Origin of the sequence: Promicromonospora umidemergens (assembly GCF_024171995.1) — a bacterium.
Classification (GTDB): Bacteria; Actinomycetota; Actinomycetes; order Actinomycetales; family Cellulomonadaceae; genus Promicromonospora; species Promicromonospora umidemergens.
This window is the reverse complement of the sequence record NZ_JAMTCT010000014.1, coordinates 38,732-61,879: the sequence shown is the minus strand read 5'-3', so window position 1 is coordinate 61,879 and position 23,148 is coordinate 38,732. Positions and strand designations below refer to the sequence as shown.

Sequence of the window (23,148 nt, the reverse complement as noted above, 5' to 3'; positions counted from 1 at the left end):
CTCAGCGGGGTCCCGCGTCCGTTGTGAGCTCCCGGATCTCCTGGAGTAGCCGGGCGGCGTCGGTGAGGTCGTGCAGCACCACGTCGGCGCCCGCCTCCGCGAGCCGGTCCGCCGACGTCGTACCCGATGCCACGGCGATCACGTGCGCGCCCCCCTCGAGCCCCGTGCGCACGTCCTCGAGGGAGTCCCCGACGATGACGGTGTTGCCGGCGGAGAAGGTGCTGCCGTACCGGTCCCCCGCACGGCGCTGGGCGACCGCCACGAGAGCCGGCCGGTGCGCGTCGTCGGACGAGTAGCCGCCCAGCGCGGCGTGCACGTAGCGGTCCATGCCGAAGGCGCGGAGCTTGATCAGGGCGTTCGCCTCGAGGTTTCCCGTCACGACCGTCGGCACCAGGCCTGGCTCGGCCGCGACGGCCTTGAGCGCCTGCATGGCACCAGGGAGCACGAAGCCGAGGCGTCGCACGTCCTCGGTATGCGCGGCGAAGCGCAGCGGTACCACCTCGAGCATGTGCGGCAGCAGCTCTTCCGCCTCGCGCGCACTGACGCCGTTGTCCTCCAGCAGCCCGCGGATCGCCAGCGGCATGGTCACGCCGGTGCCCTTCGCCGGGAGGCGTTCGGCGGGTCGACCCACGACCTCTGCGAACGCCTCCCGGTATGCCGTCCGGTCCACCTCCCCGACGTAGACGAGCGTCCGATCGATGTCCCAGAGCACGAGGGCCCTGGCCACGTCGCGGGAGGTGACCGGTGCGATCACGACGCGAGTGCCGCGATCCGCTCGGCCAGCACCCGGGCACCCATCCCGGACCGCCTCGACGGCCCGCCGCGCCGGAGGTCGGCCGAGAGATCCCGCAGGTGCTCGCGCAGCCGTGCGGACTGCACGGTCTCCGCGATGCTCACCGCTTCGTCGCCGGCCGCGCACGCGGCGTCGAGGTCGCCCGCCCTGGCGTGCGCCTGCGCCGCCCGGCTCAGGAACAGCCCGTGCGTCCGGCGCTCACCCGCACGCTCCGCCTGGATGGCGTGGCCGAAGCTCTCCACGGCACGCGCCGTGTTGCCGAGCGCGAGGTGCGCCGACCCGGACTGCCCGTGGATCTCTCCCTCGTTCATCCAGTACAGCCAGTGCGGGTCGTCCTCGCCGCGGCCACGGGCGCACAGCTCGGAGGCCTCGCCGAGCGCCCGCCGCGCGGCCTCGCCCTCGCCAGCGGCGGCGTGGCCGCGCGCCTGCCGGGTGAGCAGCGTCGCCGAGAGGTGCGGGGCGTCGAGCCGGGCGATCCGGCGTCGGCCCGCCTCGGCGGCGCGGACCGCGTCACGCGGGTCACCGCTGGAGTAGCCGTGGATCGCCAGGTAGGAGAGAGCACCGGCGCCGAGCCGGTCGTCGGCCGCCGCGTGCGCGGCCCGCAGACCGGCGAGCATGTAGGCGCGCGCCGCGTCCGGACGCCCCGCGTCGAACGCGAACCAGCCTGCCTGCGTGGCGGTGTCGGCGGCGACGGCGGTGAGCCGGCGGCCCGTCACCTCGTCGTACGTGCTGCGCTCCAGGACGCGGACCACCAGGGCGAGGTGGGCGCGGGCCAGGTCGGCCACCGCCCCGCTGCCCGAGCCCTTGTCCATGACCCGCAGCTCGTCCAGCGTGCCCTGGAGGTGCCCGCACAGCTCGTGCGAGACGCGGGTGCCAGCCGTGGCTCGGCGCAGCGGCTCGGCCTGCTCGGCGTCCCAGCGCTGGATCATCGAGTTCAGCGCGATGCCCGACGCCGGACGCGGGGTGTCCGTACCCGCCGCGTCGCTCATCGCCGTCGCCGACACGGGGCCGTTGGCGTCCGTGGGCAGCCAGTCGGCCGTGTTGTCGGCGACGTGCGCCAGACGGAGCGCGGTGAGCATCCGGTCCGCGGTCCACGGCAGCGTCGGATCGGGCGCCGTCGGCGTGACCGGCTCCGGCGCCGACGGCTGGCCTGACGCGGCGGTGCACGCGGGAGCGGCGTCGGGCAGAGGGCTGATGCCCGGGAGCGGGAGCCGGACGAGGTCCGGTGGCGTGCCAAGGCCGGTGAGGAACTGGACCACGCGCGAGACGTCGGTGAGACGGCGGTCGCCGCACTCCAGCATCGACAGGTAGGACTGGCTCAGCCCGGTCAGGGCCGCGACGTCCTCCTGACGCAGAGGGACGAGCTGCCGCACCATGCGGCTGACCTGACCGAAGTCCCAGTCGGCGAGTGCGGACCGGACTGCTTCGTCCTGCCAGACCCGCGTCGGCACGCTGGGGAGGGAGACTACGGGAACCGACTCGGTGCGCCGGCATGCGGCGCAACGCGCTTCGGAGTTGTAACGGCTGAGTACACAACCGCATCGGGCGCAAGTGCGAACGGTGGCACGAGGCAACGGGGGCTCCTGGGGTCCGGCATTTCTCTTTTGCCGAGTTCACGGCTCGGATGACCACAGTGGTATCACCCCCCTGGGGTCCCTGCATCCGGACGGTACTAGGTATTTTCTTCCAGACCAATGGTCAACCTAGAGCGTACGTTTTCGCAGGTCAGCCCTGATCTTTTTTGGACAAACGTCCAACTAGCGCCCGAATTACGCCAATTGTAGACCGGGACAGAACCAACGGAACATGCATAACCGCAGGTCACTCCGATTAGAGGTGTTCCCCCCGGTTACAGGGGGATTCGACGGTTCAGCGGACGAGAACGGCCTCCATGGCGCGCGCCAGGTACCACGGGTCGACGACGGCGGTGAGCTCGCGGGCCGAGTGCATCGACAAGATTGGCACGCCGACGTCCACAGTGCGGATACCCAGACGGGTCGCGGAGATCGGTCCGATCGTCGAACCGCACGGCAGCGTGTTGTTGGAGACGAACTCCTGGGTGGGCACCCCCGCCGCCGCGCAGGCCACGCTCCACGCGGCCGCACCGTGCGCGTCCGTTGCGTAGCGCTGGTTCGCGTTGATCTTGAGGATCGGGCCGCCGCCGGCCACCGGATGGTTGGCCGGGTCGTGCCGCTCGGCGTAGTTCGGGTGCACGGCGTGGCCGACGTCGGACGACACGTGCAGCGACGCGGCGAACGCCCGCGCCCGCTCCTCCGCCGTCGCGCCAAGAGCGGTCGAGATGCGCACCAGCACCTCCTCGAGGAACGGACCCGCCGCGCCAGAGCGGGACGCGCTGCCGATCTCCTCGTGGTCGAACGCGGCGAACATCTGGATCGAGCCTTCCCCGCCGGTCGAGCCCGCCCCGCCGATCGAGCCCGCCCCGCCGGCCGAGCCCGCCCCGCCGGTCGAGCCCGCCGAGACCCCGCCAGGCTCCTGTGCCGAGGCCCGCAGGAGCGCCGTCAGCCCCGCGTGGGTCGAGAGCAGGTTGTCCAGCCGCCCCGACGCGAACAGGGCCTGCCCGGCGCCGAACGCGCGCGGCGGCTGTGTGTCGGCCAGCACCACGTCGTACCCGCCGATCGTCGCGGGGTCGACGCCGGCGTCCGCCGCGAGCGCCCCGAGGACGTCGGCGCTCTCCGCGTCCCCCAGACCCCAGACGGGCTGGGTGTGGCGCTGCTTGTCCAGGGTGAGCCCGTTGTCGTTGACGCCCCGGTCCAGGTGGACCGCGAGCTGCGGGATGCGCAGCATCGGGCCGGTGCGCACGAGGTGCTCGGTGCCGTCGTGGGTGACGATCCGCCCGGCCAGCTCCAGCTCGCGGTCGAGCCAGGAGCTGAGCAGCGGGCCGCCGTACACCTCGACGCCTACCTGCCACCAGCCGCCGGCGCCGTGGGTGGTCGGCTTGGGCTTCAGCTTGAAGCTCGGGGAGTCGGTGTGGGCGCCCACGATGGTGAACGCCGTGGTGGGGCCTGCGGCGTCGGGCACGGTGAAGGCGATGACCAAGCCGTCGCGGACCACCACGTAGCGCCCGCCCTGAGCCACGGGCCAGGCGGCGTCCTCCGCGAGGCGGGTGAAGCCCGCCGCCTCCGCGCGCCGGGCCACCTCCTCGGCCGCGTGGTAGGACGACGGCGACGCGGCCACGAAGGCGCCGAGGTCGGCTGCGTGCTCGCGGGCTGCGTCCGGGACCACGGAGGGCTGGATGGGGTCGACGGACCGGGCGGGAGATGTCTGGGCAGTCACCGAGCCATTATGTCGCCCTGCTGATCAGGCCCCGCCGCAGGTCGAGCTTGTCGAGAGACAGGTCTCGACGAGCTCGACCGGCGGTGCGATGCGATCACGAGCTACTGGCGGGGGAATGCCCCGACGGCGTAGTAGCTCCGCCAGGTGCCGTCCTCGTTGATGCTCACGACCATTCCCTGGTACCCGTGCGTCGTGTTGGCGCGCTGGGCGGCCGCGTCCTCGGCCGTGAGCAGACCGGCGTCCACGACCTCCTGCCAGGCTTCGTCGGAGTCTGCGAACTCCTCCACCGCGACCCGCGGCCACACGACGGGCTCCGGCTCTCCGTCGTCCCTCTGACCAGTGCGGAGCGCACCGCTGGTGCCGCCCAGCAAGGCGGCCAACGTGCGGTACGGCAGCGCAGCGGTCTCGGGAAGCGCGAAGGTGTCCTCCGGTGCCTCCCGTGGGACCATCAGCTCGGCGCCGGATGCCGCCGCCAGCTCGATCAGCTCCCCGGAGTCGCAGGCGAGAGCGGCGTCCAGGATGGCATCGGCAGTGTCCGTCGCCGCGTCGCTCGGCGAGCTCAGCGGGTCGTCGGCAACGTCGAGCCCGCTCGCCGAACAGTCTCCGGCCGGATCCGTGCCATCGGCACTGGCCGAGGGCGCGAGCACCGCCGAGAACCGGGCCACCCCGTCGGGCACGGTCTGCCCGTGCGGCACCCGGAGGTCGATCGCGCCGCCGCTGATGCCGAGAGCGCCGAAGGGCAGCACGGTCTCCGTACCGTCGCAGACGACCTCACCGGACCTGTACGCCTGGCCGGTCGACTCCAGCACCACCTCGAACGGCACGGTGTCTGCCGGGTTGGTGCTCTCGCACCGAGCGGTGACGGACACCGCGGGCGCCGGCAGATGGCGCCGGTACGTCATGCTCGCCGTGACCCAGTCGGTGGAACGGTCCAGCTCGAACCGCGAGATCTCACCGGGTACCGGCTCCGGAGGCTCGATGGTCGACTCGCCGCCCCTGGTCCCGGTGCGGCTGTGCGCTCCGACGGCGTCGATGTGGACCGCGACCGGCTCGCTCACCACCGTGGCACCCAACGTGCCGGAGCCGTCCTGCCCGGAGCCGTCGTGCGGGAAGGCGACCACCCGCACGTCGTAGTCGCCCTCGGGCAGACGCGCCTCGTAGACCGGATCGACGCCGGTCCCAGTCGGAGCGCAGGTCGAAGCCCCAGCGCCGTGAGCCTCGAGGTAGGCCGCCGGGTCGGAACTGATCAGTGGCACGGGGTCCGGTCGGCCAGCAGCGCCGAACACATCGGGCCCGAGGTCCACCACCTTGCCGTCCTGGCTCCACACCAGGGCGAGGGAGGAGTCCAGCACGCCCGGTCCCTCCTCGATCGCCGCCGCCATTCGCCACGACGTCGAAGGGGCGTCCCCGAGATCCGTCGTCCGGGCGTAGATGTCACCGGCCGGCGCCACCGACCAGCCCGAGGCCGTGGACTTCAAGTCGGCCACCGGCATGCCGCACGTCAGGTCGCTCCATTCCAGCCAGGGCGGCTGGTAGCCGTCCTTGACCTTGAAGTCCGGCGTGTCCGCCTGCACAGGCGAGGACGTCGGCGTGGAGGAGGACGAGGGCGACCCCGGCAGCAGCTCGGACCGGTCCGGTGAGGCGGGCGCCAGCTGCCCCGCCCCGAGCACCAGCGCGCCCACCAGCGCGAGAGCGCCACCGCCGAGCCCGCCCAGCTTCACCGTCCGACGCCGTCGCACCCGCTTGCTCATCACCGACATCGTCGCGGCGGGGCCCGTGGGGGAAGCCGGGTCCACCCCGCCCGCCATCGCGCCGAACGTCTGCTTCAGGAGACCGGCCTCCGCCGGATCCACCCAGCCGTGGTCCTGGCCCCGGCCGTCGTCGTGCTGGTTCATCGCAATGCTCCCTCTGCCGTGGCCGATCCAGCGGCCGATCCAGCCGGTTCCAGCACGTCCCGCAGGACGTGCAGCGCGTCATGGAGGTGGCGCTTGACGGTGCCCGGGGCGTTCCCGAGCGTCTGCGCCACCTGCTCGATCGTCATGTCCTCGAAGTAGCGCAGCACCACGCACGCCCGCTGCCGGGGCGAGAGCCGCGAGAGCGCCTGCACCACGTCGGCCCGGGCGGTGATGCCCGAGTCGGGAAACCGCACCCGGTCGTCGGTGGCGATCCGCGGCTCGATGACTGCCCACCTCTTCCGGCGGCGCCAGCCGTCCAGGTAGAGGTTCAGCACCATGCGACGCACGTACGCCTCGGCGAACTCCACGGCCTGCCTCTCGGGCCGGCGCTCCGGCCCGTCCAGCGGAACCGTCCGCATGCCCGACGCGGTGGCGTCTCGCCGACCATCCGGCCGCACGAGGCGGGAGCAGTACTTGACCAACGCCTCCTACACCAGGTCCTCGGCCTGCCGGACGTCGCCGCACAACGTGTACGCGTACCCGACGAGCACGCTGCCGCGCTGCGCTGCAAGCGTCTCCAGGTCTTCGTGCCAGCCCATTGCCGGCTCCTTCCTGCTGTCCTGACCGTATCGACGAACCAGCTCGCCCCGAGGTTGGGGCAGCTCGGCATCGGATTCCTGTGGGTACGCGAGCAGGCAGGCCAGGATAGGGAGATGGTCAGCAGCACGGACGACGCCGGGCGGCCCACCGCGGCGTACCCGCTCCGGTTCCGCTCCGCAGAGGCGCGCGGGACACGGATCGGCCACCCGCTGCGCGTGCTCGGGCACGTACGCAGCGTGGACGAGGCTCTGCTGGACCGGATCGGCCGCGCGTTCTTCGAGGAGGACGACGTCGGGGCGGCCCTCGCCACCGCCATGCGCCTGCCGGCCGGAGCACCGGGCCGGGTGACCCACGCGCGACTCCGGGCGGCGCTGACCGGCCGTTCGCACAGCGCCGACGATGAGATCGGTCTCAGCGTGGACGTACCAGAGGCGCTGCGCCACTTTCTCGACGAGGCCACCACCGTGCCGGACTGGGTGGACTGGGATCTCGTCGAGGCCGGCGCCGCCGTGCAGCGACGGCTCGGGCAGAACGCGGGCGACGTGCTGCTCCAGCTCTCGCTCGTGGGCGGGTACCGGTTCGGCGGTCCCACTGACCTGCTCGTGGCGACGGGCGCGCTGACCGGCGGCACACTGCGTCGGCTCGCGGAGACGCAGGAGTGGACGGTCGGGCTGTCCGAGCCCGGAGCGCTCCGGCCCTACGGCCCCGCCTGGCGAGCCACCGTGCAGGTCCGGGCGATGCACGCGCTGGTCGGCGCCTCCTTCGCTGACCGCACCGGGCCGGACCGCTGGGACACCGCGCGCTGGGGCCTGCCGATCAACCAGGCCGACCAGGCGGCGACCCTCGGACTGTTCGACGGTGCCCTGATAGTCGGGTGCCGGGCGCTCGGGGTGCGCATCCCGCCGTCGGACAGCCGGGCGCTGATGCACCTGTGGAAGTGGGTGGGGCACCTGCTGGGCGTGCACGCCGACTTCCTGGTCGACGACGAGTGGGCGCGACACCGCATGAACTATCACGTGCTGCTCGCGCAGGCGGGGATCTCGGACGCCGGGCCGCGGCTGGCCCGGGCGGTGGTCGCAGCGCAGGCCGACCGGACCTACCCCGGCCCGTCCTGGTGGCAGCCGTGGCGCGCCCGGTTCGAGCGCGAGCGCCTGCTGTCGATGCTCACGGCGTTCCTCGGGGTGCGCAGCATGCGCGAGCTCGGCCTGCCGCTGCGCCCACCATGGGCGCACGCCTACCTGCTGCCGCTCAACGTGTGGCGCTACCACCTGCTCGGACGCTCTCGGTGGGGCCGCGAGCGCCTCGACCGGTGGGGCCGACGCCGCAGCGACGCGATCCTGGCGAGCTACCTGTCAGAACCTCCCCGACATGTCGGGCGCCCAGGTCACGCTGGTGACCCGGGCGTCTGACACGTCAGGGGACGGTGACCGTGACGGGGTCACTGATCACCAGGTACTCCTCGTTGGTACTGGCGCCGGGGTCGCCGATGTTGTGCACCTGAACGGCGCGGACCTGGTAGGTCCCAGCCGCGCGCACGTTGTCGTAGAACATGCCGTCCCCCGAGCTGTCCGCTTCGACGCAGGTGCTGTAGGACGACGCGTAGGCCTCACCGGTCCACTCCCCCGTGTCGTTGAGCGCGGGCGGGATCTCGTAGTTGCCCTCCCTCCACGACTGGCCGAGGTCAACCACCCGACCGCCCTGCGACCAGATCAGCAGCGCCTCGTTCCCGATGGTCTCGGTGGCGCCTTCGCTTCCGGGTTCGACGTACCCCGGCATCTCCCCCGTGAGCCGGACCGGGACGCTTCTGGGTCCGTCTTCCCCACCCTCGTAGGTCAGGTCGCCGACGATCTCGATCGACACCGACGGGCTCGTCGACACCAGATCCTCGTCCTGCATGCCGCACCACACGGGATACGCGTCCCCCCATGGCTGGTACCCGTCGTCGAACGGCGCGGTGATCAGGTCCACAGGCTCCTCGGTCTCCGCAGGCGACGCACTCACCTCCGGTGTCGGATCGACGGAAGCGGCTCCCGACGGCGTCGCCTCGGGCGTGCTGGACGGCGACGGCGATGGCGACGGGCTCGCGGACGCCGTCGGGCTGGGCGACATGCGCGTCGTCGGGATCTCCGACGGCGCCGGCCCCCGTTCGGTGCTCTGCACGGTGGGCCGGCCGGGCAGCGGTTCCGACCGGGTCCAGGTCGAGGCCTGTGCGGTGCTGAAGGCGAGCACACCCACCACGACGGCGCTGGTCAGCCCTACCGCCCCCGCCTTGGCGATACGCCAGGTACGCACCCGGCGACGCAGGAGGCCGAGGTTCTCCTCCGGGGTACTGGGCACGCCGGAGGGTGCGGCCCCGTCGACCAGCGCACCGATGGTCTGCTTCAGGACGTCGCGGCCGTGGCCGAGGTCGGCGTCGAACCCAAGATCGTCGTGCCCGCTCATGTGAGCTCTCCTTCCGGCACCAGCACCCCACGCAGCGCGTGGATCCCGTCGGCCAGGTATCGCTTGATGGTGCCCTGCGAGATGCCGAGGGTCGTGGCGATCTGGGGCACGGTCAGGTCGTCGTAGAACCGGAGCACCACGCACGCACGCTGGCGCGGGCTCAGCCCCCGCAACGCTGCCGTCACGTCCGCGCGGGCAGTGATGTCCGACGCCGGCGCCTTGATCCGGTCCGGCCCCGCCAGCTTGGGCTCGGCCTTGCGCCACAGCGCGAACCGGCGGCTCTCGTCGATGTAGAGGTTGAGCATCGTCCGGCGCACGTAGGCCTCGATGCCCGCGTGGTTTCCGTCGTCGTTCAGGGGAAACTCGGTGCGACCGGACGTGCCCGCGGCCTCGGGACGGCGGAACCGCCGGAAGACGCGCACCAGAGCATCCTGGACCAGGTCCTCTGCCCGCCGGACGTCACCCGTCAGCGCGTACCCGTACCCGACGAGGGCGCGCCCTCTGCTCGTGACGAGGTCCGTGAGCTCCTCGTCCCAGCGGGTGCTCATGATGCCCCCGCCCGCTGTCTGAAGGCCTCACCGGTCATGTTCGTCCCATTCGCCGCGGCGGGCCCCTGTGCCCCGCTCACACACTGATACGAGCGGGGCACAGAAAGCGTTGGGACACGATCCAGCCGTCCGGTTCAAGCGATCACATCAAGGGGTGGCGGCGTAGATCCTCCAGGCCCCCGCCTCATCGATGGCGACCTCCATCCCTGTGTAGCCGAACAGCTCGTCGGCCCGCTGGGCGTCAGCCTGCTCCTCGGTGAGCAGGCCCGCGGTCACAACCTCCCGCCACGCCTCGTCGGAGTCGCGGAACTCTTCGGTGGCGACCCGCGGCCACACCACGTTCCGGTTGGCGGTGTCCGCGCCGTCGAACGCGCCACCGGTGCCGGCCAGCAGGGCGACCAGGGTGCGGTAGTGCTGCTCGTCGCCCTCCGGCAGGGCGAAGACCTCCTCAGCGGGTTCGGCGGTGACCATCAGCTCCGTGGGGTGCTGCGTGGCCAGCTCGACCATCCGGTCGACGTCGCAGTCCTGGGCCGCCGTCACGATGGCCCGCGCGGTCGTGCTCGCGCCCTCGCTCGGCGAACGGCTCGGGTCGTACTCCATGGTCAGGCCGCTGGCCGAGCAGTCAGCTGCGGCGTCACCCCCGTCACCGCCGCTCGGGGCGAGGACGGCCTCGAGCCGCACGACGCCGTCGGGTACATCACCCAGCCGGATGTCGAGGACCTCCCCGCCGACGTCCGGCACCTCGACGTCGGTGACCTGCTCGGTGGCGTCGCAATCGATGGAGCCGGAGCCGACCACATCCTGGGTCGACGGCACCACTATCTCGAACGGCACCGAGTCTCCGGTGCTCACGCTCTCGCACTGAGCGGTGACCCGCGTGGGATCGGTCGAGCTGTAGTTGCTCTGCTCCTGCTGCGCCAGGACCCAGTCGGTGCTGCGGTCGAGCACGAACCGGGTCAGCTCGTCCTCGTTGGGCGCCAGGGGCTCGATGGTCGCCGTGCCGCCGCGTGTCCCGGTCGGGCTGTGCACGCCGGTGCCGTCGAAGCGGACCTCTACCGGCTCGCTCACCGCCGTCCCCCACTGGCCTGAGACGACCTCCGGGAAGGCGACCACGCGCACCTCGTAGTCGCCGTCCGGGAGCGATGTCTCGAAGACGTCGCTCGTCCCGGTCGGTATGCACGATGACGCCGAACGGCCTTGGGCCTCGACGGCTCCGCCCCCGGATCCGAGCAGCGGCTCGGTCTGCGGGCCGGCCCCTTCGAAGACGTTCAAGCCCAGGTCCACCACCACGCCGTCCTGGCTCCACACGAGAGTCGGAGCCACGTCGAGCGAGCCATCCCCTCCTTGGAACGTCGCCGCCATGCCCAAGGCTGGTGACGAGACGCCCGAGTAGTTCTCGACCTTGGAGTAGATGTCACCGGCCGCTGTGACCGACCAACCGGCCGCCGTCGACTCGAGCTCGTCCACGGGCATGCCGCACGTCAGGCGCCCACTGTCGATCTCCGTGAGCCACGGGGGCGTGTAGTCGAACTGGATGATGTCCCGGGCGGGCGGCCCACTCGGGACCGGCTCCGGCGCCTGGGTCGCGGTATCGCTCGCGGAGTCGTCCGGTCCCGGTGTCATGAACGCGCTCTGGGACTCGCCGGGAAGCACCGGCGCATCGCTGTCCAGCAGCGGCGTCTTGGTAGCGCCGAAGGCGATCCCGCCCACCAGCACGAGGCTGACGCCCGCGAGGCTGCCGATCTTGGCGGCGCGACGGCGCCGCACGCGGTCACGCACCACTCCGAACGAGATGTGCAGGTCGTCCACCTCCCCACCGGGAATGTTGTCGGCGGCGCCACGGAGCGCGCCGCTCAGGAAGTCGTCGTCGTTCCAGCTGTCGTTACGGTCGATGTTCATCGGGCAGCCCTCCCTTCGGCAGGTCGGAAGTCGTCGGGGCGCAGGAACTCCTGCATGTTCTTGGTGGCATCAGACAGGTACCGCTTGACAGTTCCCTGGGCGGTACCCAGGACCTCCGCGATCTGCGGCACCGTCATGTCCTCGAAGTAGCGGAGCACGACGCAGGCCCGCTCGCGAGCGCCGAGCCGCGCGAGCGCCGCCATCACGTCGATCCGCGCCGAGGCGGCATGGTCAGCACCACGGCTGCTGAGGTCGTCTGCCAGGAGATGCTTGATCCCGGTCCAGCGCTGCCGCTTGCGGTAGCCGTCCAGGTAGATGGTGAGCACCGCCCGTCGCACGTAGCCCTCGGCGTTCGTGAACGGGGAGTCGAGGTCGTGCGCCCGGCTGCCCTCGGGCACGCCCACCGCCCCGGAGACGGCGGGCCGGCCGCGCAGCCGCGAGTAGACCTTGACCAGCGCGTCCTGGACCAGGTCCTCGGCGAGCGCGCGGTCGCCCGAGAGCATGTAGGCGTAGCGGACGAGCGCGCTGCCGCGCACTCGCATGAGCTCATCGAGCTCGCTCTCCCATCCCGCCATGGCCACCTCCCGGGTGCGTGTGTGCTGTCATCGTCTCCACATGCACCATGACGCGCCGCCGGGAGGTTTCGTTGGTCTGCGGCTTCGCTGCCTGCCCGATCAGTCCACGGCGTAGTAGACGGCGTTCGTCAGCATGAGCTCCCGCTCGCCCCCCGCGCCCGGATCGAGCTCCGCGAGGGCGTACACGTCGTAGCCCCCGGCGGGCAGCTCGGCGTCCGGGTTCTTGAGACACGTCCGGTCGGGCTCGATCGACACGACGACGGACGTCTCGCCCTTCGCGTCGACGCCAAGGGGCTCCACCGGATCGGACCAGACGTCGCGGCCGACACCCACCACACGCCCGTCACTGAGCCAGACCGTCGTGAACGGCGTACGAGTCGTGTCGACGGCCTCTCCCTCCGTCTCGGTGAACGTGACCGTCACCCTGTCCTGGGGGGCGCCCTCCAGCTGGTCCTCGGCCCTCAGCTCCAGGATCGATCCCGCCCAGGGCACCTGCCAGTCTCCCGGGATTCCGGACGCATAGGCCCCACAGGCCAGGTTCGTCCCCTCGAGCCACGGCGGCTGGTAGCCGTCGCGGATGTCCACGGTCAGCGGCTCCTCTTCCGGCACCTCGAGTGCCGGAACCGCCATGGTGACCGGCCCGCTGACGGCAAAGCGGCTTGTACCGGTCAAGTCGCTCGGGCCCGAGTACTCGCTCCACGGCAGCACCGCGTAGACGTCGTAGGTGCCCGCCGGGCGCGCGTCCAGGTACGTCTCGAAGGGCAGCGCGCTGTTCGTCGTCCATTGTCCGCATGCGGTGGTAGCGCTCGCCTCGGCGACGGCCTCCGCGGACTCACCGGCGTCGGGCAGGACGTACCCGCCGCCCTCGTTCCAGCCCCCGCTGATGTCGACCACCAGACCGTCCTGCGCGAAGACCAGCTGGGGGAACTGGCCGTCGAGGGACAGGCCATCGGCCCCGGTCCGGGTGATCCGGATGGGCGCGGCCAGATGGTCGTCCGGGGGCCCCGTGCCATCTTCCACACCTTCCACGAGCTCGGCGTCACCAGTGAGCTCCAATCGCACCGTGTCGGACGACGACACCAGCTCCGTCACCTCCATGCCGCAGTAGAACTGCGGGCCCTTCGCGCGCCAGCCGCTGGGCGCCCAGCCGGCGCCGACCGCCCCGTTCGACACCCCGGGGCTCGGGGTGGCCGGCGGCACCGGCTCCGACAGGAGGCGGTCTGGCCCCCACAGCGCGGCGACGGCCAGCAGACCCGCCACCACCAGCGTGGCCCCGCCGAGGGCACCGACCTTCACGGCCCGACGGCGACGGACCGAACCCGATACGGCGCCGAGCCGGTCCTCGAAGGAGGTCTCCATCTCCGGCACGTTCATCTCGGCGAGCGACGTGCGCAGCAGCTCCATCGCGTTGGACAGGTGCCGCTTGATGGTGCCCGGGCTCGTCCCGAGCGTCTGCGCGATCTGGGGCACCGTCATGTCCTCGAAGAACCGCAGCACCACCGACTCGCGCTGCCGCGGGGACAGGCGCGCGAGCGCCACACCGACGTCGACCCTTGCCGTCGCGGCGCGCTCCGCCGCGGGCGCGAAGGCGTCGTCGGCGAGCAGGTGCTTGATGCCCGTCCAGCTGCTCTGCCGCCGGTAGCCGTCCAGGTAGATGGTCAGGATCGCCCGGCGCACGTAGCCCTCCACGTTGGTCAGCCGGGGCTCGTCCTGGTCCAGGTGCATGCTCTTTCCGCCGCCGCCGCCGGTCTCGGCCGGACGGCGCAGGCGCGAGAACACCTTGACCAGCGCGTCCTGCACCAGGTCCTCGGCCCGCGGCACGTCGCGCGTCAGCGTGAACGCATAGCCGACCAGCGCGCGGCTGCGCCGCGCCATGAGCTCCTCGAGCTCCGTCTCCCACTGCGCCATGTCGGACGCCCCCTCTCCCTCTCATGCTCCCTGACGGGTGGGGAGAGGAGAACGATGATGCGGGTGACGAGAAAAACCGTCGAGCCCGTACCGACTGCGGGGACGCCGGAGGCTAGCTGCACCCCGGTTCGGCGTCCGGCCTGGAGCACCAGCTGTCGTCGCCCTCGTAGAAGCCCCGCCAGGTCACCGGGCTCGGCTCGCCGTTGTCGTCGACCTCCAGCCGCCATCCCGTGTAGACGCCCTTCGCGCGGTCGGTCGCGGCCTGCTCCTCGGTGATGGCGCCGGCGTCGATCGCCTCCTGCCACGCCGCGTCGTCGTCGACCGACCTGGACACCCGGGGCCAGGGCCAGGCCAGTCCCGACGCGTCGACGGCTGGGCGGGTCTCGGTCAGGAGTCGCGCGACGGTCGCGTACGGGACCTGGCCGTCGGCCTCGGGCAGCGCGAACACTTCGTTGACCGACGGCGACACCGACTGCGAGAGGGGCGCCGTGTCCAGCGCACCGCCGAGCTCGGCGACCTTTCTCTCGTCGCAGGTGATGACCGCTGCGAGGAGCTCGGCGGTGGCGGCTCTCGTCCGCTCCGGGAGATCCTGCGCCCTCAGGCCCCGGCCCGCGTAGGCGGCCCCGCTGCAGTCGCCCGACGGCGCCCCGAAGGTCGGCGCCGACGCGACACCGCTGTCCAGGTCCACGGTGGCCGGATCGCTGACCAGGAGATCGGGCTGCCCATCAGCCTGTCCGGAGGCGGAGCTGTCGGTCATGACCACGCGTAGCTCGTAGCTCGCCCCGGGGCGCTCGTTGTCGTACTCGTCACCGACGCCGCCTTCCACGAGGGTGTCTTCCAGGCACGTCGTCGAGTTGCCCGCCGTCGCCGGCCCGCTCCAGGCGCCCTCCTCCGACAGTGCCGACGAGACCTCCGAGTCCATCTCGCGCCACCCGGTGCCGAGGTCGACGACCCGGCCGTCCTGGGCCCACACGATCAGCGGTGAGGTCATGAAGTACCCGCGCTCGTCGTCGGCCATGTCGTCGGGAACGGTCCCGGTGACCGTCACCGGAACCTCCCAGGAGGTGGAGGTGCCATCCGCTCGCGGAGCAAGACCCCCGGTGACCTCCACCTCGAAGGTGCCAGCGTCCAACGCCTCGAGCTCCTCGACCGGCATCCCGCAGTACACGCCGGCATCGTCGGACCAGTTGCCCGGCACGTAACCCGGCGTGTACTCGACCTTGTCGTCCGCCGGCAGCGGCTCCGACCGGATCCACGGCTCGACCGCCCACGCACCCCAGACGAGCGCCACGGCCAGGACCATCGACACGCCCGCCACAGCGCCCACCTTCGTTGCCCGACGGCGCCGCACCGCGCCGGCCACCACGTCGAGCCGCTCGTCCAGCGAGCTGTCCGTCTCGGGCGCCACGACCTCTGCGAGCGAGGCGCGCAACAGCTCCATCGCGTCCGACAGATACCGCTTGATGGTGCCCGGCCTCGTCCCGAGGGCCGCCGCGATCTGGGGCACGGTCAGGTCCTCGAAGAAGCGCAGCACCACGGCCTCACGCTGCCGTGGGGAGAGCTGGGCCAGGGCCACGCCGACGTCGACCCGCGCGGTGGCGACCCGGTCCGCGGCCGGCGACCGGTCGTCGTCGGCCAGGAGGTGCTTGAAGCCGGACCAGTTCTTCTGCCGCCGGTAACCGTCGAGATAGATCGTCAGGATCGCCCGGCGAACATACCCCTCCGTGTTCGTGCGCTGCGGCTGATCCAGGTGCACGACGTCCTGCCCGCCGTCGCCCGACCCGGTCGGGCGGCGCAGGCGCGAGAACACCTTCACCAGCGCGTCCTGCACCAGGTCCTCGGCCTGTGCCCGGTCCTGGCACAACGAGTACGCGTACCCGACGAGCGCCCCGCCACGTCTCGTCGCGAGCTCGGTGAGCTCGACCTCCCACTGCGTCATCGAGGACGTCCCCTCTCCCTGTTCATGCTCCCTGACGAGCGGGAACGAGAGAACGATGCTGTCGGCAGCGAGAAAGCTCGCGAAGGTCGCGAGCGGAGCGTCACGCCAGCTCGATGCGGTAGCCCCGCTTCACCACCGTGCGGATGAGGTCGCGGCGTCCGGCAGCCTCGCGCAGCCGCGCGACGGCGACCTCGGCGGCGTGCGTGTCCTGTGAGTCGCCCGGCAGCGCGGCCAGCACCTCTTCGCGCGACACGACGTCGCCCTCGGCGGCGGCGAGCAGCCGCAGCACCGCGACCCCGGTCGGCGACAGGGGCAGCACCTGTCCGTCCAGCACCGCGACGCGTGCGCGGATCACCAGTGACCCGGCGACCGTGCCCAGCGCCACCGAGTCGATGTGCTCGTAGTGCCCGACCAGCGCGCGGACCAGCGCCCCGAGGCGCCCGCGCTCGGGCTGCAGCGGCACGATCCCCCGCTGCTCCAAGGGCTTCGCCGTCATGGGCCCGACGGCGGCCGCGACCATCCCGCCGTCGACGAACCGCGCGCGGACCCGGTCGAGCAGCCGCTCCCCCTCGACGACCCGCAGCCACGCCTCGGCACCAGGGGCGGAGGTGAAGACCACGGCGTCGATCTCGCCGTCGGCCACCGCGTGCACCGAGTCGCGGACCGCCGCCGGGTTGGGCGCCGGACCCCACCGGTAGACGACGAGGCTCGCGACCTGCGCGCCGGCCTTCTCGAACACCTCGTCCAGGCCGTCGGCGCCCGCTCCGTGGTGCTGGATGGCGATGCGGAGTCCTTGTACACCCTCGCTCAGCAGCACCTCCGCCACCTCCGCGGAGGTCTCGGACTCGGCGACCCAGTCCGCGTGCAGCCCGGCGGCCTGGATCGCGCCGCGGGCCTTCGGGCCGCGCGCGACGATCCGGGTCCCGGCGAGCAGGCCGAGGAGCGGCTCCGCGATGCCGTGCGCGTCGGCGGCCTCGATCCAGGCGCGGAAGCCGATCCCGGTGGTGACCACGACGACGTCGGGCGGGGCCGAGACGATCGCCCGCGTCGCCGCGATCAGGGTCTCGTCGTCGACGTGCGGGATCATGCTCAGCGCCGGCGCGTGCCGGATCGTGGCACCGCGCCGCTCCAGGGCCGCCGCGAGCTCGGCGGCCCGGCGCTCCGCCGTGACGAGAACTGTCGCGCCGGCCATGACCTGACCCAGCGTCGGGTGCGTCGCCCGGGCGTGCGCGGGCGCTGCGACCTCAGACACCGGCACCTGCCAGACGTCGCTCACTCGTACCCTCCACCGTTTCGACCAGGAGTCCCGCCGCTGCCACGCGGCCGATGACGACGACCGCGGGTGACCGCACACCACGGGCCGCTGCCACATCGGCCGCCTCTTCGAGACGCGCCCGTGTGACGCGCTGCTCCGACGTGGAACCGTTCTCCACGATCGCCACAGGGGTTCCGGGATCGGCGCCGGCGGCCAGGGACTGCGCCACGATCGCGCCGAGGGACCGCACCCCCATCAATACGACAAGAGTAGCCGTGGCGTCCCGCACACAGGTGACGGCGGCGTCGTCGAGCGGCCCCGACGTGTCCGACGTGCGGGTCGCTCCGGTGGCCTGGGGGTCTGACACGTCGGGTGCGCAGTGGCCCGAGACCACGTGGAAGCCCGTGGTGACACCGCGGTGGGTGAGCGGGATCCCGGCCAGGCCCGGCACGGCGACGGCGGAGGTCACGCCCGGCACCACCTCGACGGGCACGCCGGCGGCCGCGCACGCGATGACCTCCTCGCCGCCGCGGCCGAGCACGAACGGGTCGCCACCCTTGAGCCGGACCACGTGGGCACCCGCCAGAGCGTGCTCGACGAGCAGCTCGTTGATGCGCTCCTGGGGCACGGGGTGCCGGCCGGGCTCCTTGCCGACGTCGACCACGCGGACGTGCGGCGGCAGCTCGGCGAGGACCTCGACGGGCCCCAGCCGGTCGGCGACGACGACGTCGGCCGCCTGCAGCGCCCGCCACCCCCGCAGGGTCAGCAGGTCGGATGCCCCGGGCCCACCCCCGACGAGCGTCACCCGCCCCGTCGTCGAGGGCGTCACGGCAGGCCTACGTGGATCACGCCGTCCCGGATCTCCACCTCGTAGGTCCTGAGGTCCGGCGGAAGGTCGCCCTGGGGGGCCTTGTCCGCTGCCACCAGGCACTCGCCGGTGACGAGGGAGAACACCTGCTTGTAGACAGGAGCGGCCACCGTGGGCACACCGGCGCGCGTACCGACGATCCCGCGGGACATCACGTACGCCCCGGAGAACGGGTCGAGGTTCTGGACCGCGTAGACCGGTCCGCCGTCGGCGGGGTCCAGCGGGTCCTCCGGCAGCCGGAAGAGCGCCACCTGTACGTTGCCGAACAGCGCCGCCGCACCCCGCTCGGGGAACAGGTCCGTGAGGAAGCACGCGCGCTCCCACCTGGCCACCGCCGAGCCGTCAGAACCCCAGGTCACTCCGGTGGCCTGTACCTCTGACACGTCGTTGGCGGTCATGCTCGTACCTCCAGCCTGGGGCCCGCGATGACGACGCCGGTCGCGCGCTCCTCCGACGTCGCGGGGCGGCGCTGGCCGCGCTCCTCGACGTAGGCGAGGGACGGGTCGGCGCCCTTCGGGGCGTTGACGAACGACGAGAACCGGCGCAGCTTCTCCGGGTCCTCCAGCACTGCCTTCCACTCGTCCTCGTAGTTCTCGACGTGACGGGCCATGGCGGCGTCCAGGTCGGCGCAGATGCCGAGCGAGTCCTCCATGACGACCTCGCGCACGCCGTCCAGGCCACCGTCGACCTCCTCGATCCACGGCGCCGTGCGCTGCAGCCGGTCGGCGGTGCGGACGTAGTACATGAGGAACCGGTCGATGGTGCGCAGGAGCTCCTCGGACGTCAGGTCCTCGGCGAGGAGCTTCGCGTGCCGCGGCGTCTGCCCGCCGTTGCCGCCCACGTAGACGTTCCAGCCCTTGTCCGTGGCGATCACGCCCACGTCCTTGCCGCGCGCCTCCGCGCACTCCCTGGCGCAGCCGGACACGCCCATCTTGAGCTTGTGCGGCGAGCGCAGGCCGCGGTAGCGCAGCTCCAGCTCGACGGCCATGCCAACGGAGTCCTGGACGCCGTAGCGGCACCACGTGGACCCGACGCACGACTTCACGGTGCGCAGCGACTTCCCGTACGCGTGCCCGGACTCGAAGCCTGCGTCGACCAGCCGCCGCCAGATGTCCGGCAGCTGCTCCACGCGTGCGCCGAACATGTCGATGCGCTGGCCGCCCGTGATCTTCGTGTACAGCCCGAAGTCCTTGGCGACCTGGCCCACCGTGATGAGGCCCTCGGGGGTCACCTCGCCACCGGGCATCCGCGGGACCACCGAGTACGTGCCGTCCTTCTGCAGGTTGGCGAGCATGTGGTCGTTGGTGTCCTGCAGCGTGGACTGCTCGCCGGACAGGATGTGGCCGTTGCCCAGCGAGGCGAGGATGGAAGCGGCCACCGGCTTGCAGATGTCGCAGCCGCGGCTGCCCGTGCCGGTCCCGAACCGGGCCACGATGTCGCTGAACGAGTGCAGGTCGGCGACCCGGACGGCGTCGAACAGCTGGGCGCGGGACAGGTCGAAGTGCTCGCACAGCGCGGTGCTGACCTCGATGCCCGCGCGCTCCAGCTCGGTGTCGACGAGCTTCTTCACCAGCGGCAGGCACGCGCCGCAGGTGGTGCCGGCCCGGGTGCAGGCCTTCACGCCCGGGACGTCGGTGCACTGGTGCTGGGTTACGGCGCCGCGGATCGCCCCTGCGGAGACGTTGTTGCACGAGCAGACGTTCGCCTCGTCCGGCAGCTCCAGGTTCGGAGCGCCGCCACCCTCGGGGAGGAGGAACGCGCTCGGGTCGTCGCCGGGCAGCTCGGCGCCGAGCATCGGGCGCAGGCTCGCGTACGGTCCGGCGTCGCCAACGAAGACGCCGCCCAGGAGGGTGCGGGCGTCGTCGGACAGGACGAGCTTCTTGTAGACGCCGGCCACCGGGTCGGCCCAGACCACCTCGACGGCGTCCTCGGTGCGGGCGTGCGCGTCGCCGAACGAGGCGACGTCGACGCCGGAGAGCTTGAGCTTGGTGGCGGTGTCGGCACCGGGGAACTCGGCGAGGCCGCCGAGCAGCCGGTCCACGACCACCTCGGCCATCGTGTTGCCGGGCGCGACCAGGCCGATGCAGCGGCCCTCGATGCAGGCCACCTCGCCAACGGCCCAGACGTGCGGGTCCTCGGTCCGGCACGACAGGTCGACGACGGCGCCGCCGCGCTCGCCGACCGGCAGGCCGGCCGCGCGGGCCAGCTCGTCGCGAGGCCGGACGCCGGTGGCCACCACGACGACGTCGACGTCGAGCCGGCCGCCGTCGGCGAAGTCCAGCCGGCCCACGTGCCCGGTGCGACGGTGCGGCTTCAGCTGGCTGGTCGCGGTCTCGGCGCGGACGCCGATGCCCTTGCCGTTGATCAGGCGCTTGAGCGCCTGGCCGCCGCCGAGGTCGACCTGCACGCCCATGAGGTGGGTGCCGAACTCGATGACGGTGGCCTGCGCGTCCAGTGCGGTCAGCGCCCCGGCGGCCTCCAGGCCGAGCAGGCCGCCGCCGATCACGGCCCCGCGCACCGGCTTGCCCTCCGGGTAGCTCCTGCGCTTCTCCTCCACCCAGCCGCGCAGGGCCGCGACGTCGTCGATGGTGCGGTACACGAAGACGCCCGGCAGGTCGTTGCCCGGGATGGGCGGCATCGCGGCGCTGGAACCGGTGGCGAGCACCAGCTCGTCGTAGGCGTGCACGTGGCCCAGGCGGTCCGTTACGGTCTTCGCCTCGCGGTCGATCGAGTCGATCTTCCGGTCGGTGTGCAGGGTGACGTGCGGGTCGGCCCAGAGCGCCTGGTCGCCCAGGGCGATGCCCTCTGGCCCCTCCTCGAACCAGCGGGTCAGGCCGACCCGGTCGTAGGGCGCGCGGGGCTCTTCCGCGAAGACCGTGACGTGGTAGCGACCGGCGTCGTCCCGGGCGCGCAGCGCCTCGACGAGCCGCTGCGCGACCATGCCACCGCCGATCACGACAAGGTGCTGAGATATGCCGGAATTGACCATGTCTTGACCGTAGGGCGCGGGTTTTTCGCGCTGGTGCGCCGGTCGTTACCCGGGCCGAACATCTTCCTCACAGGGCCGAGCGTGGGCTGGTGAGCGTGCTCGGGTCAGGCGCGGATCAGGCTCTGCGCGAAGTGGTCGAGCACTCCAAGGATGCCCGGGTGCTGCCAGACCCGATTGCGGCGCAAACCCGTCTGTTCCTCCAGCACGCCGGCATCGACCAGCTGGCCGAGCGCGTTCTGCGCGCTCTGGGCCCCCATGCCGACCTGGGCGGACAGGTAGCTCGCATTGAGCACAGGGTGGGAGAGCAGGTGTGGAAGGACCTTCCACGCCGAGGCCTGCGGACGGAGTCCGGACATCTGGTCACGAGACTGCTCGAGCTGTGCCGCGAGGTCGTCGATCAGTCGGGCGCCTGCCGTCGCGGCGAACCGCGAAGCGGCGGAGAACTGCTCGACGATCGGTCGCGCATCCCCGTCGCGGTAGGCCGAGAGCGCCTGAAAATACCTGTCGGTGTCCTTCAACAGGCCCGCCGAGACAGGTGCCGTCGTGCTCGTCACCAACCGCCTGGCGCGCAACATCGCGTGCACGAGCGCGCGGCCTGTCCTGCCGTTCCCGTCCGTGAAGGGGTGGATGTTCTCGAACTGCGCGTGTGCCACGGCGGCCTGCACGACGACGGGAAGGTCGTCCCGGCGGACGAACCTCATCAGCTCGTTCATGGCCCCGGGCACAAGCTCTGCCTGGGGCGCGACATGGGACGCGCCGCGAGAACTCACGGGACTCGTCCCGATCCAGACGAGCTGGTCGCGCCACTGGCCGGCGTGCTCCTCCCAACCTCGCTGGCCCGACAACAGTGCGCGGTGCATCTCCAGCACGGCGGCGGTGTCGAGGCTGTCTGCCAGATCGAGCGCCGCCTCCATGGCGCGGACGTTCGCGACCACGGTCCGTGCGTTGTCCGACGTCGACTGGTCGATCTCCGCCAGTGCGAGCTGCCTTGCGCCCACCGTCAGATCCTCGATCTGCGAGGACGACGTGGACTCGGTCCGGAGCAGGATGGAGCTCATCGGCCCGAGCGACGGGCTCGACTCCCCGAGCACCGCGCGGGCGTAGTCGTCGAACCTGCTCAGTGCGGCAGCCGCTTCCTCAGTGTCGGCGGCGAGGTCGGCTGCGACATCGGGCGCCCAGTCCGCGATCTGAGGCGGGACCGTCGAGCGAGACGGTCCGGAAGCCTGCGCCATCCGCGCACGACTCGTCATGCCGTCGGACTCGGCCACCCAGTACTCGTCCTCGTGCTGCAACACAGGAACTTGGAGCATGCACCCCACGCTAATCCAAGTTTCGGCGAAACTTGGATTAACGAGGCCGCCTTACTCCAAGTTTCGCGCCGCTACGGTGACCACATGGACATCCGGACCGTGCCCAACCCGATCGTCCGAGCCGGCGGTCGGTGGCTTCGCCGGGTCAACGACAGGCACCCGTGGAGCCACAACGACCACTTCCACGGCTGGATCCTGCGGCGGCTCCCAACCCGACGGCGGCGGGCGCTCGACGTCGGCTGCGGCGCCGGCCTGCTGCTGAGCCGGCTACGAGGACGCTTCGACGAGGCCCTGGGCGTGGAGGCCGACGCCGCCATGGCCGGCGTCGCGACCGAGCGGTTCGCCGGCGACCCGGTGGTGAGCGTGCGCCACGCGCGGTTCGAGAAGGTCGACGGCACGTTCGACACGATCACCATGGTCGCGGTCCTGCATCACCTGCCGCTGGAGGCCTCGCTGCGGCACGCGGCCGAGCTGCTGGAGCCCGGCGGCCGGCTGCTCGTCGTCGGCCTGGCGCGGGCGGAAACGCTGACCGACCTCGCCTGGGACCTGCCGTCCTCGCTGCTCAACCCGCTGGTCGGGATGGTCAGGCATCCGCGGCCGGTCACGGCACCTGTGGACGACGGCGGCCCGCCGCTGCCGATGCGCGACCCCGCTGAGACGTTCGCGGACATCTCTCGGGCGGTGCGCCGGGTGCCGCCGGGAGCGCGGCTCCGGCGCCGGCTGTTCTTCCGCTACACGCTGGAGTGGACCCGGCCGGTGTGACCGTTGCAGCGGCAGGCCCGGCCCGGCAACATGGCGATCAAAGCGGGAACATTCTGTCGGTCAGACATGGT

18 protein-coding genes are annotated in these 23,148 nt (G+C 72.0%); 2 read left to right on the top strand and 16 right to left on the bottom strand.

What is annotated here, in order from left to right:
- Position 1: 1 nt before the first annotated feature.
- The 5 genes from APR04_RS19820 to APR04_RS19800 all read right to left on the bottom strand — a co-directional run bounded on the left by APR04_RS19820 (position 2) and on the right by APR04_RS19800 (position 6,401).
- Positions 2-754: an HAD family hydrolase gene (locus APR04_RS19820; RefSeq protein ID WP_253873434.1), complete on the bottom strand. Its 753-nt coding sequence runs from the start codon at positions 752-754 to the stop codon at positions 2-4.
- A complete protein-coding gene (locus APR04_RS19815; RefSeq protein WP_253873433.1) occupies positions 751-2,244 on the bottom strand; it encodes an NsdA family TPR-like regulatory protein in 1,494 nt (497 codons plus the stop codon). Before APR04_RS19815 ends, APR04_RS19820 begins: the two co-directional genes overlap by 4 nt.
- 418 nt (positions 2,245-2,662) lie before the next feature.
- Positions 2,663-4,087 (bottom strand): M18 family aminopeptidase, encoded by a 1,425-nt coding sequence (locus APR04_RS19810; RefSeq protein ID WP_372496142.1) that lies wholly within the window; start codon positions 4,085-4,087, stop codon positions 2,663-2,665.
- 101 nt (positions 4,088-4,188) lie between these two features.
- Positions 4,189-5,982, bottom strand: a complete 1,794-nt coding sequence (locus APR04_RS19805; protein WP_253873431.1) for a hypothetical protein — start codon at positions 5,980-5,982, stop codon at positions 4,189-4,191.
- A complete protein-coding gene (locus tag APR04_RS19800) occupies positions 5,979-6,401 on the bottom strand; it encodes a sigma-70 family RNA polymerase sigma factor (protein WP_253873429.1) in 423 nt (140 codons plus the stop codon). Before APR04_RS19800 ends, APR04_RS19805 begins: the two co-directional genes overlap by 4 nt.
- Before the next feature lie 294 nt (positions 6,402-6,695).
- On the opposite strand from APR04_RS19800, the gene APR04_RS19795 reads away from it, so the two are divergent.
- Positions 6,696-7,991: an oxygenase MpaB family protein gene (locus APR04_RS19795; RefSeq protein WP_253873427.1), complete on the top strand. Its 1,296-nt coding sequence runs from the start codon at positions 6,696-6,698 to the stop codon at positions 7,989-7,991.
- A 4-nt stretch (positions 7,992-7,995) separates the two neighbouring features.
- On the opposite strand, the gene APR04_RS19790 is transcribed toward APR04_RS19795, so the two are convergent.
- The 11 genes from APR04_RS19790 to APR04_RS19740 all read right to left on the bottom strand — a co-directional run bounded on the left by APR04_RS19790 (position 7,996) and on the right by APR04_RS19740 (position 22,315).
- Positions 7,996-9,024: a hypothetical protein gene (locus APR04_RS19790; RefSeq protein ID WP_253873425.1), complete on the bottom strand. Its 1,029-nt coding sequence runs from the start codon at positions 9,022-9,024 to the stop codon at positions 7,996-7,998.
- Positions 9,021-9,572, bottom strand: a complete 552-nt coding sequence (locus APR04_RS19785; protein ID WP_253873423.1) for a sigma-70 family RNA polymerase sigma factor — start codon at positions 9,570-9,572, stop codon at positions 9,021-9,023. The genes APR04_RS19790 and APR04_RS19785 overlap by 4 nt, the downstream gene beginning before the upstream one ends.
- Before the next feature lie 147 nt (positions 9,573-9,719).
- On the bottom strand, positions 9,720-11,471 hold the full coding sequence (locus APR04_RS19780; RefSeq protein ID WP_253873421.1) for a hypothetical protein: 1,752 nt from the start codon (positions 11,469-11,471) through the stop codon (positions 9,720-9,722).
- Positions 11,468-12,046, bottom strand: a complete 579-nt coding sequence (locus APR04_RS19775; RefSeq protein WP_253873419.1) for a sigma-70 family RNA polymerase sigma factor — start codon at positions 12,044-12,046, stop codon at positions 11,468-11,470. Before APR04_RS19775 ends, APR04_RS19780 begins: the two co-directional genes overlap by 4 nt.
- Before the next feature lie 99 nt (positions 12,047-12,145).
- Positions 12,146-13,954 (bottom strand): RNA polymerase sigma factor, encoded by a 1,809-nt coding sequence (locus APR04_RS19770; protein WP_253873417.1) that lies wholly within the window; start codon positions 13,952-13,954, stop codon positions 12,146-12,148.
- Between the two features lie 112 nt (positions 13,955-14,066).
- A complete protein-coding gene (locus APR04_RS19765) occupies positions 14,067-15,893 on the bottom strand; it encodes an RNA polymerase sigma factor (protein WP_253873415.1) in 1,827 nt (608 codons plus the stop codon).
- 100 nt (positions 15,894-15,993) lie between these two features.
- A complete protein-coding gene (locus APR04_RS19760; protein ID WP_253873413.1) occupies positions 15,994-17,169 on the bottom strand; it encodes a uroporphyrinogen-III synthase in 1,176 nt (391 codons plus the stop codon).
- A complete protein-coding gene (cobA, locus tag APR04_RS19755) occupies positions 17,138-17,977 on the bottom strand; it encodes a uroporphyrinogen-III C-methyltransferase (protein WP_308292374.1) in 840 nt (279 codons plus the stop codon). Before cobA ends, APR04_RS19760 begins: the two co-directional genes overlap by 32 nt.
- Positions 17,974-18,414, bottom strand: coding sequence for a nitrite reductase small subunit NirD (locus tag APR04_RS19750; RefSeq protein WP_253873411.1), 441 nt, complete (start codon positions 18,412-18,414; stop codon positions 17,974-17,976). Before APR04_RS19750 ends, cobA begins: the two co-directional genes overlap by 4 nt.
- Positions 18,411-21,005 (bottom strand): nitrite reductase large subunit NirB, encoded by a 2,595-nt coding sequence (nirB, locus tag APR04_RS19745; RefSeq protein WP_301312739.1) that lies wholly within the window; start codon positions 21,003-21,005, stop codon positions 18,411-18,413. Before nirB ends, APR04_RS19750 begins: the two co-directional genes overlap by 4 nt.
- 104 nt (positions 21,006-21,109) lie before the next feature.
- Positions 21,110-22,315, bottom strand: a complete 1,206-nt coding sequence (locus APR04_RS19740) for a Fic family protein (RefSeq protein WP_253873409.1) — start codon at positions 22,313-22,315, stop codon at positions 21,110-21,112.
- An 84-nt stretch (positions 22,316-22,399) separates the two neighbouring features.
- Here APR04_RS19740 and APR04_RS19735 point away from each other — a divergent pair, with 84 nt between their 5' ends.
- Positions 22,400-23,077 (top strand): class I SAM-dependent methyltransferase, encoded by a 678-nt coding sequence (locus APR04_RS19735; RefSeq protein WP_253873407.1) that lies wholly within the window; start codon positions 22,400-22,402, stop codon positions 23,075-23,077.
- Positions 23,078-23,148 lie beyond the last annotated feature (71 nt).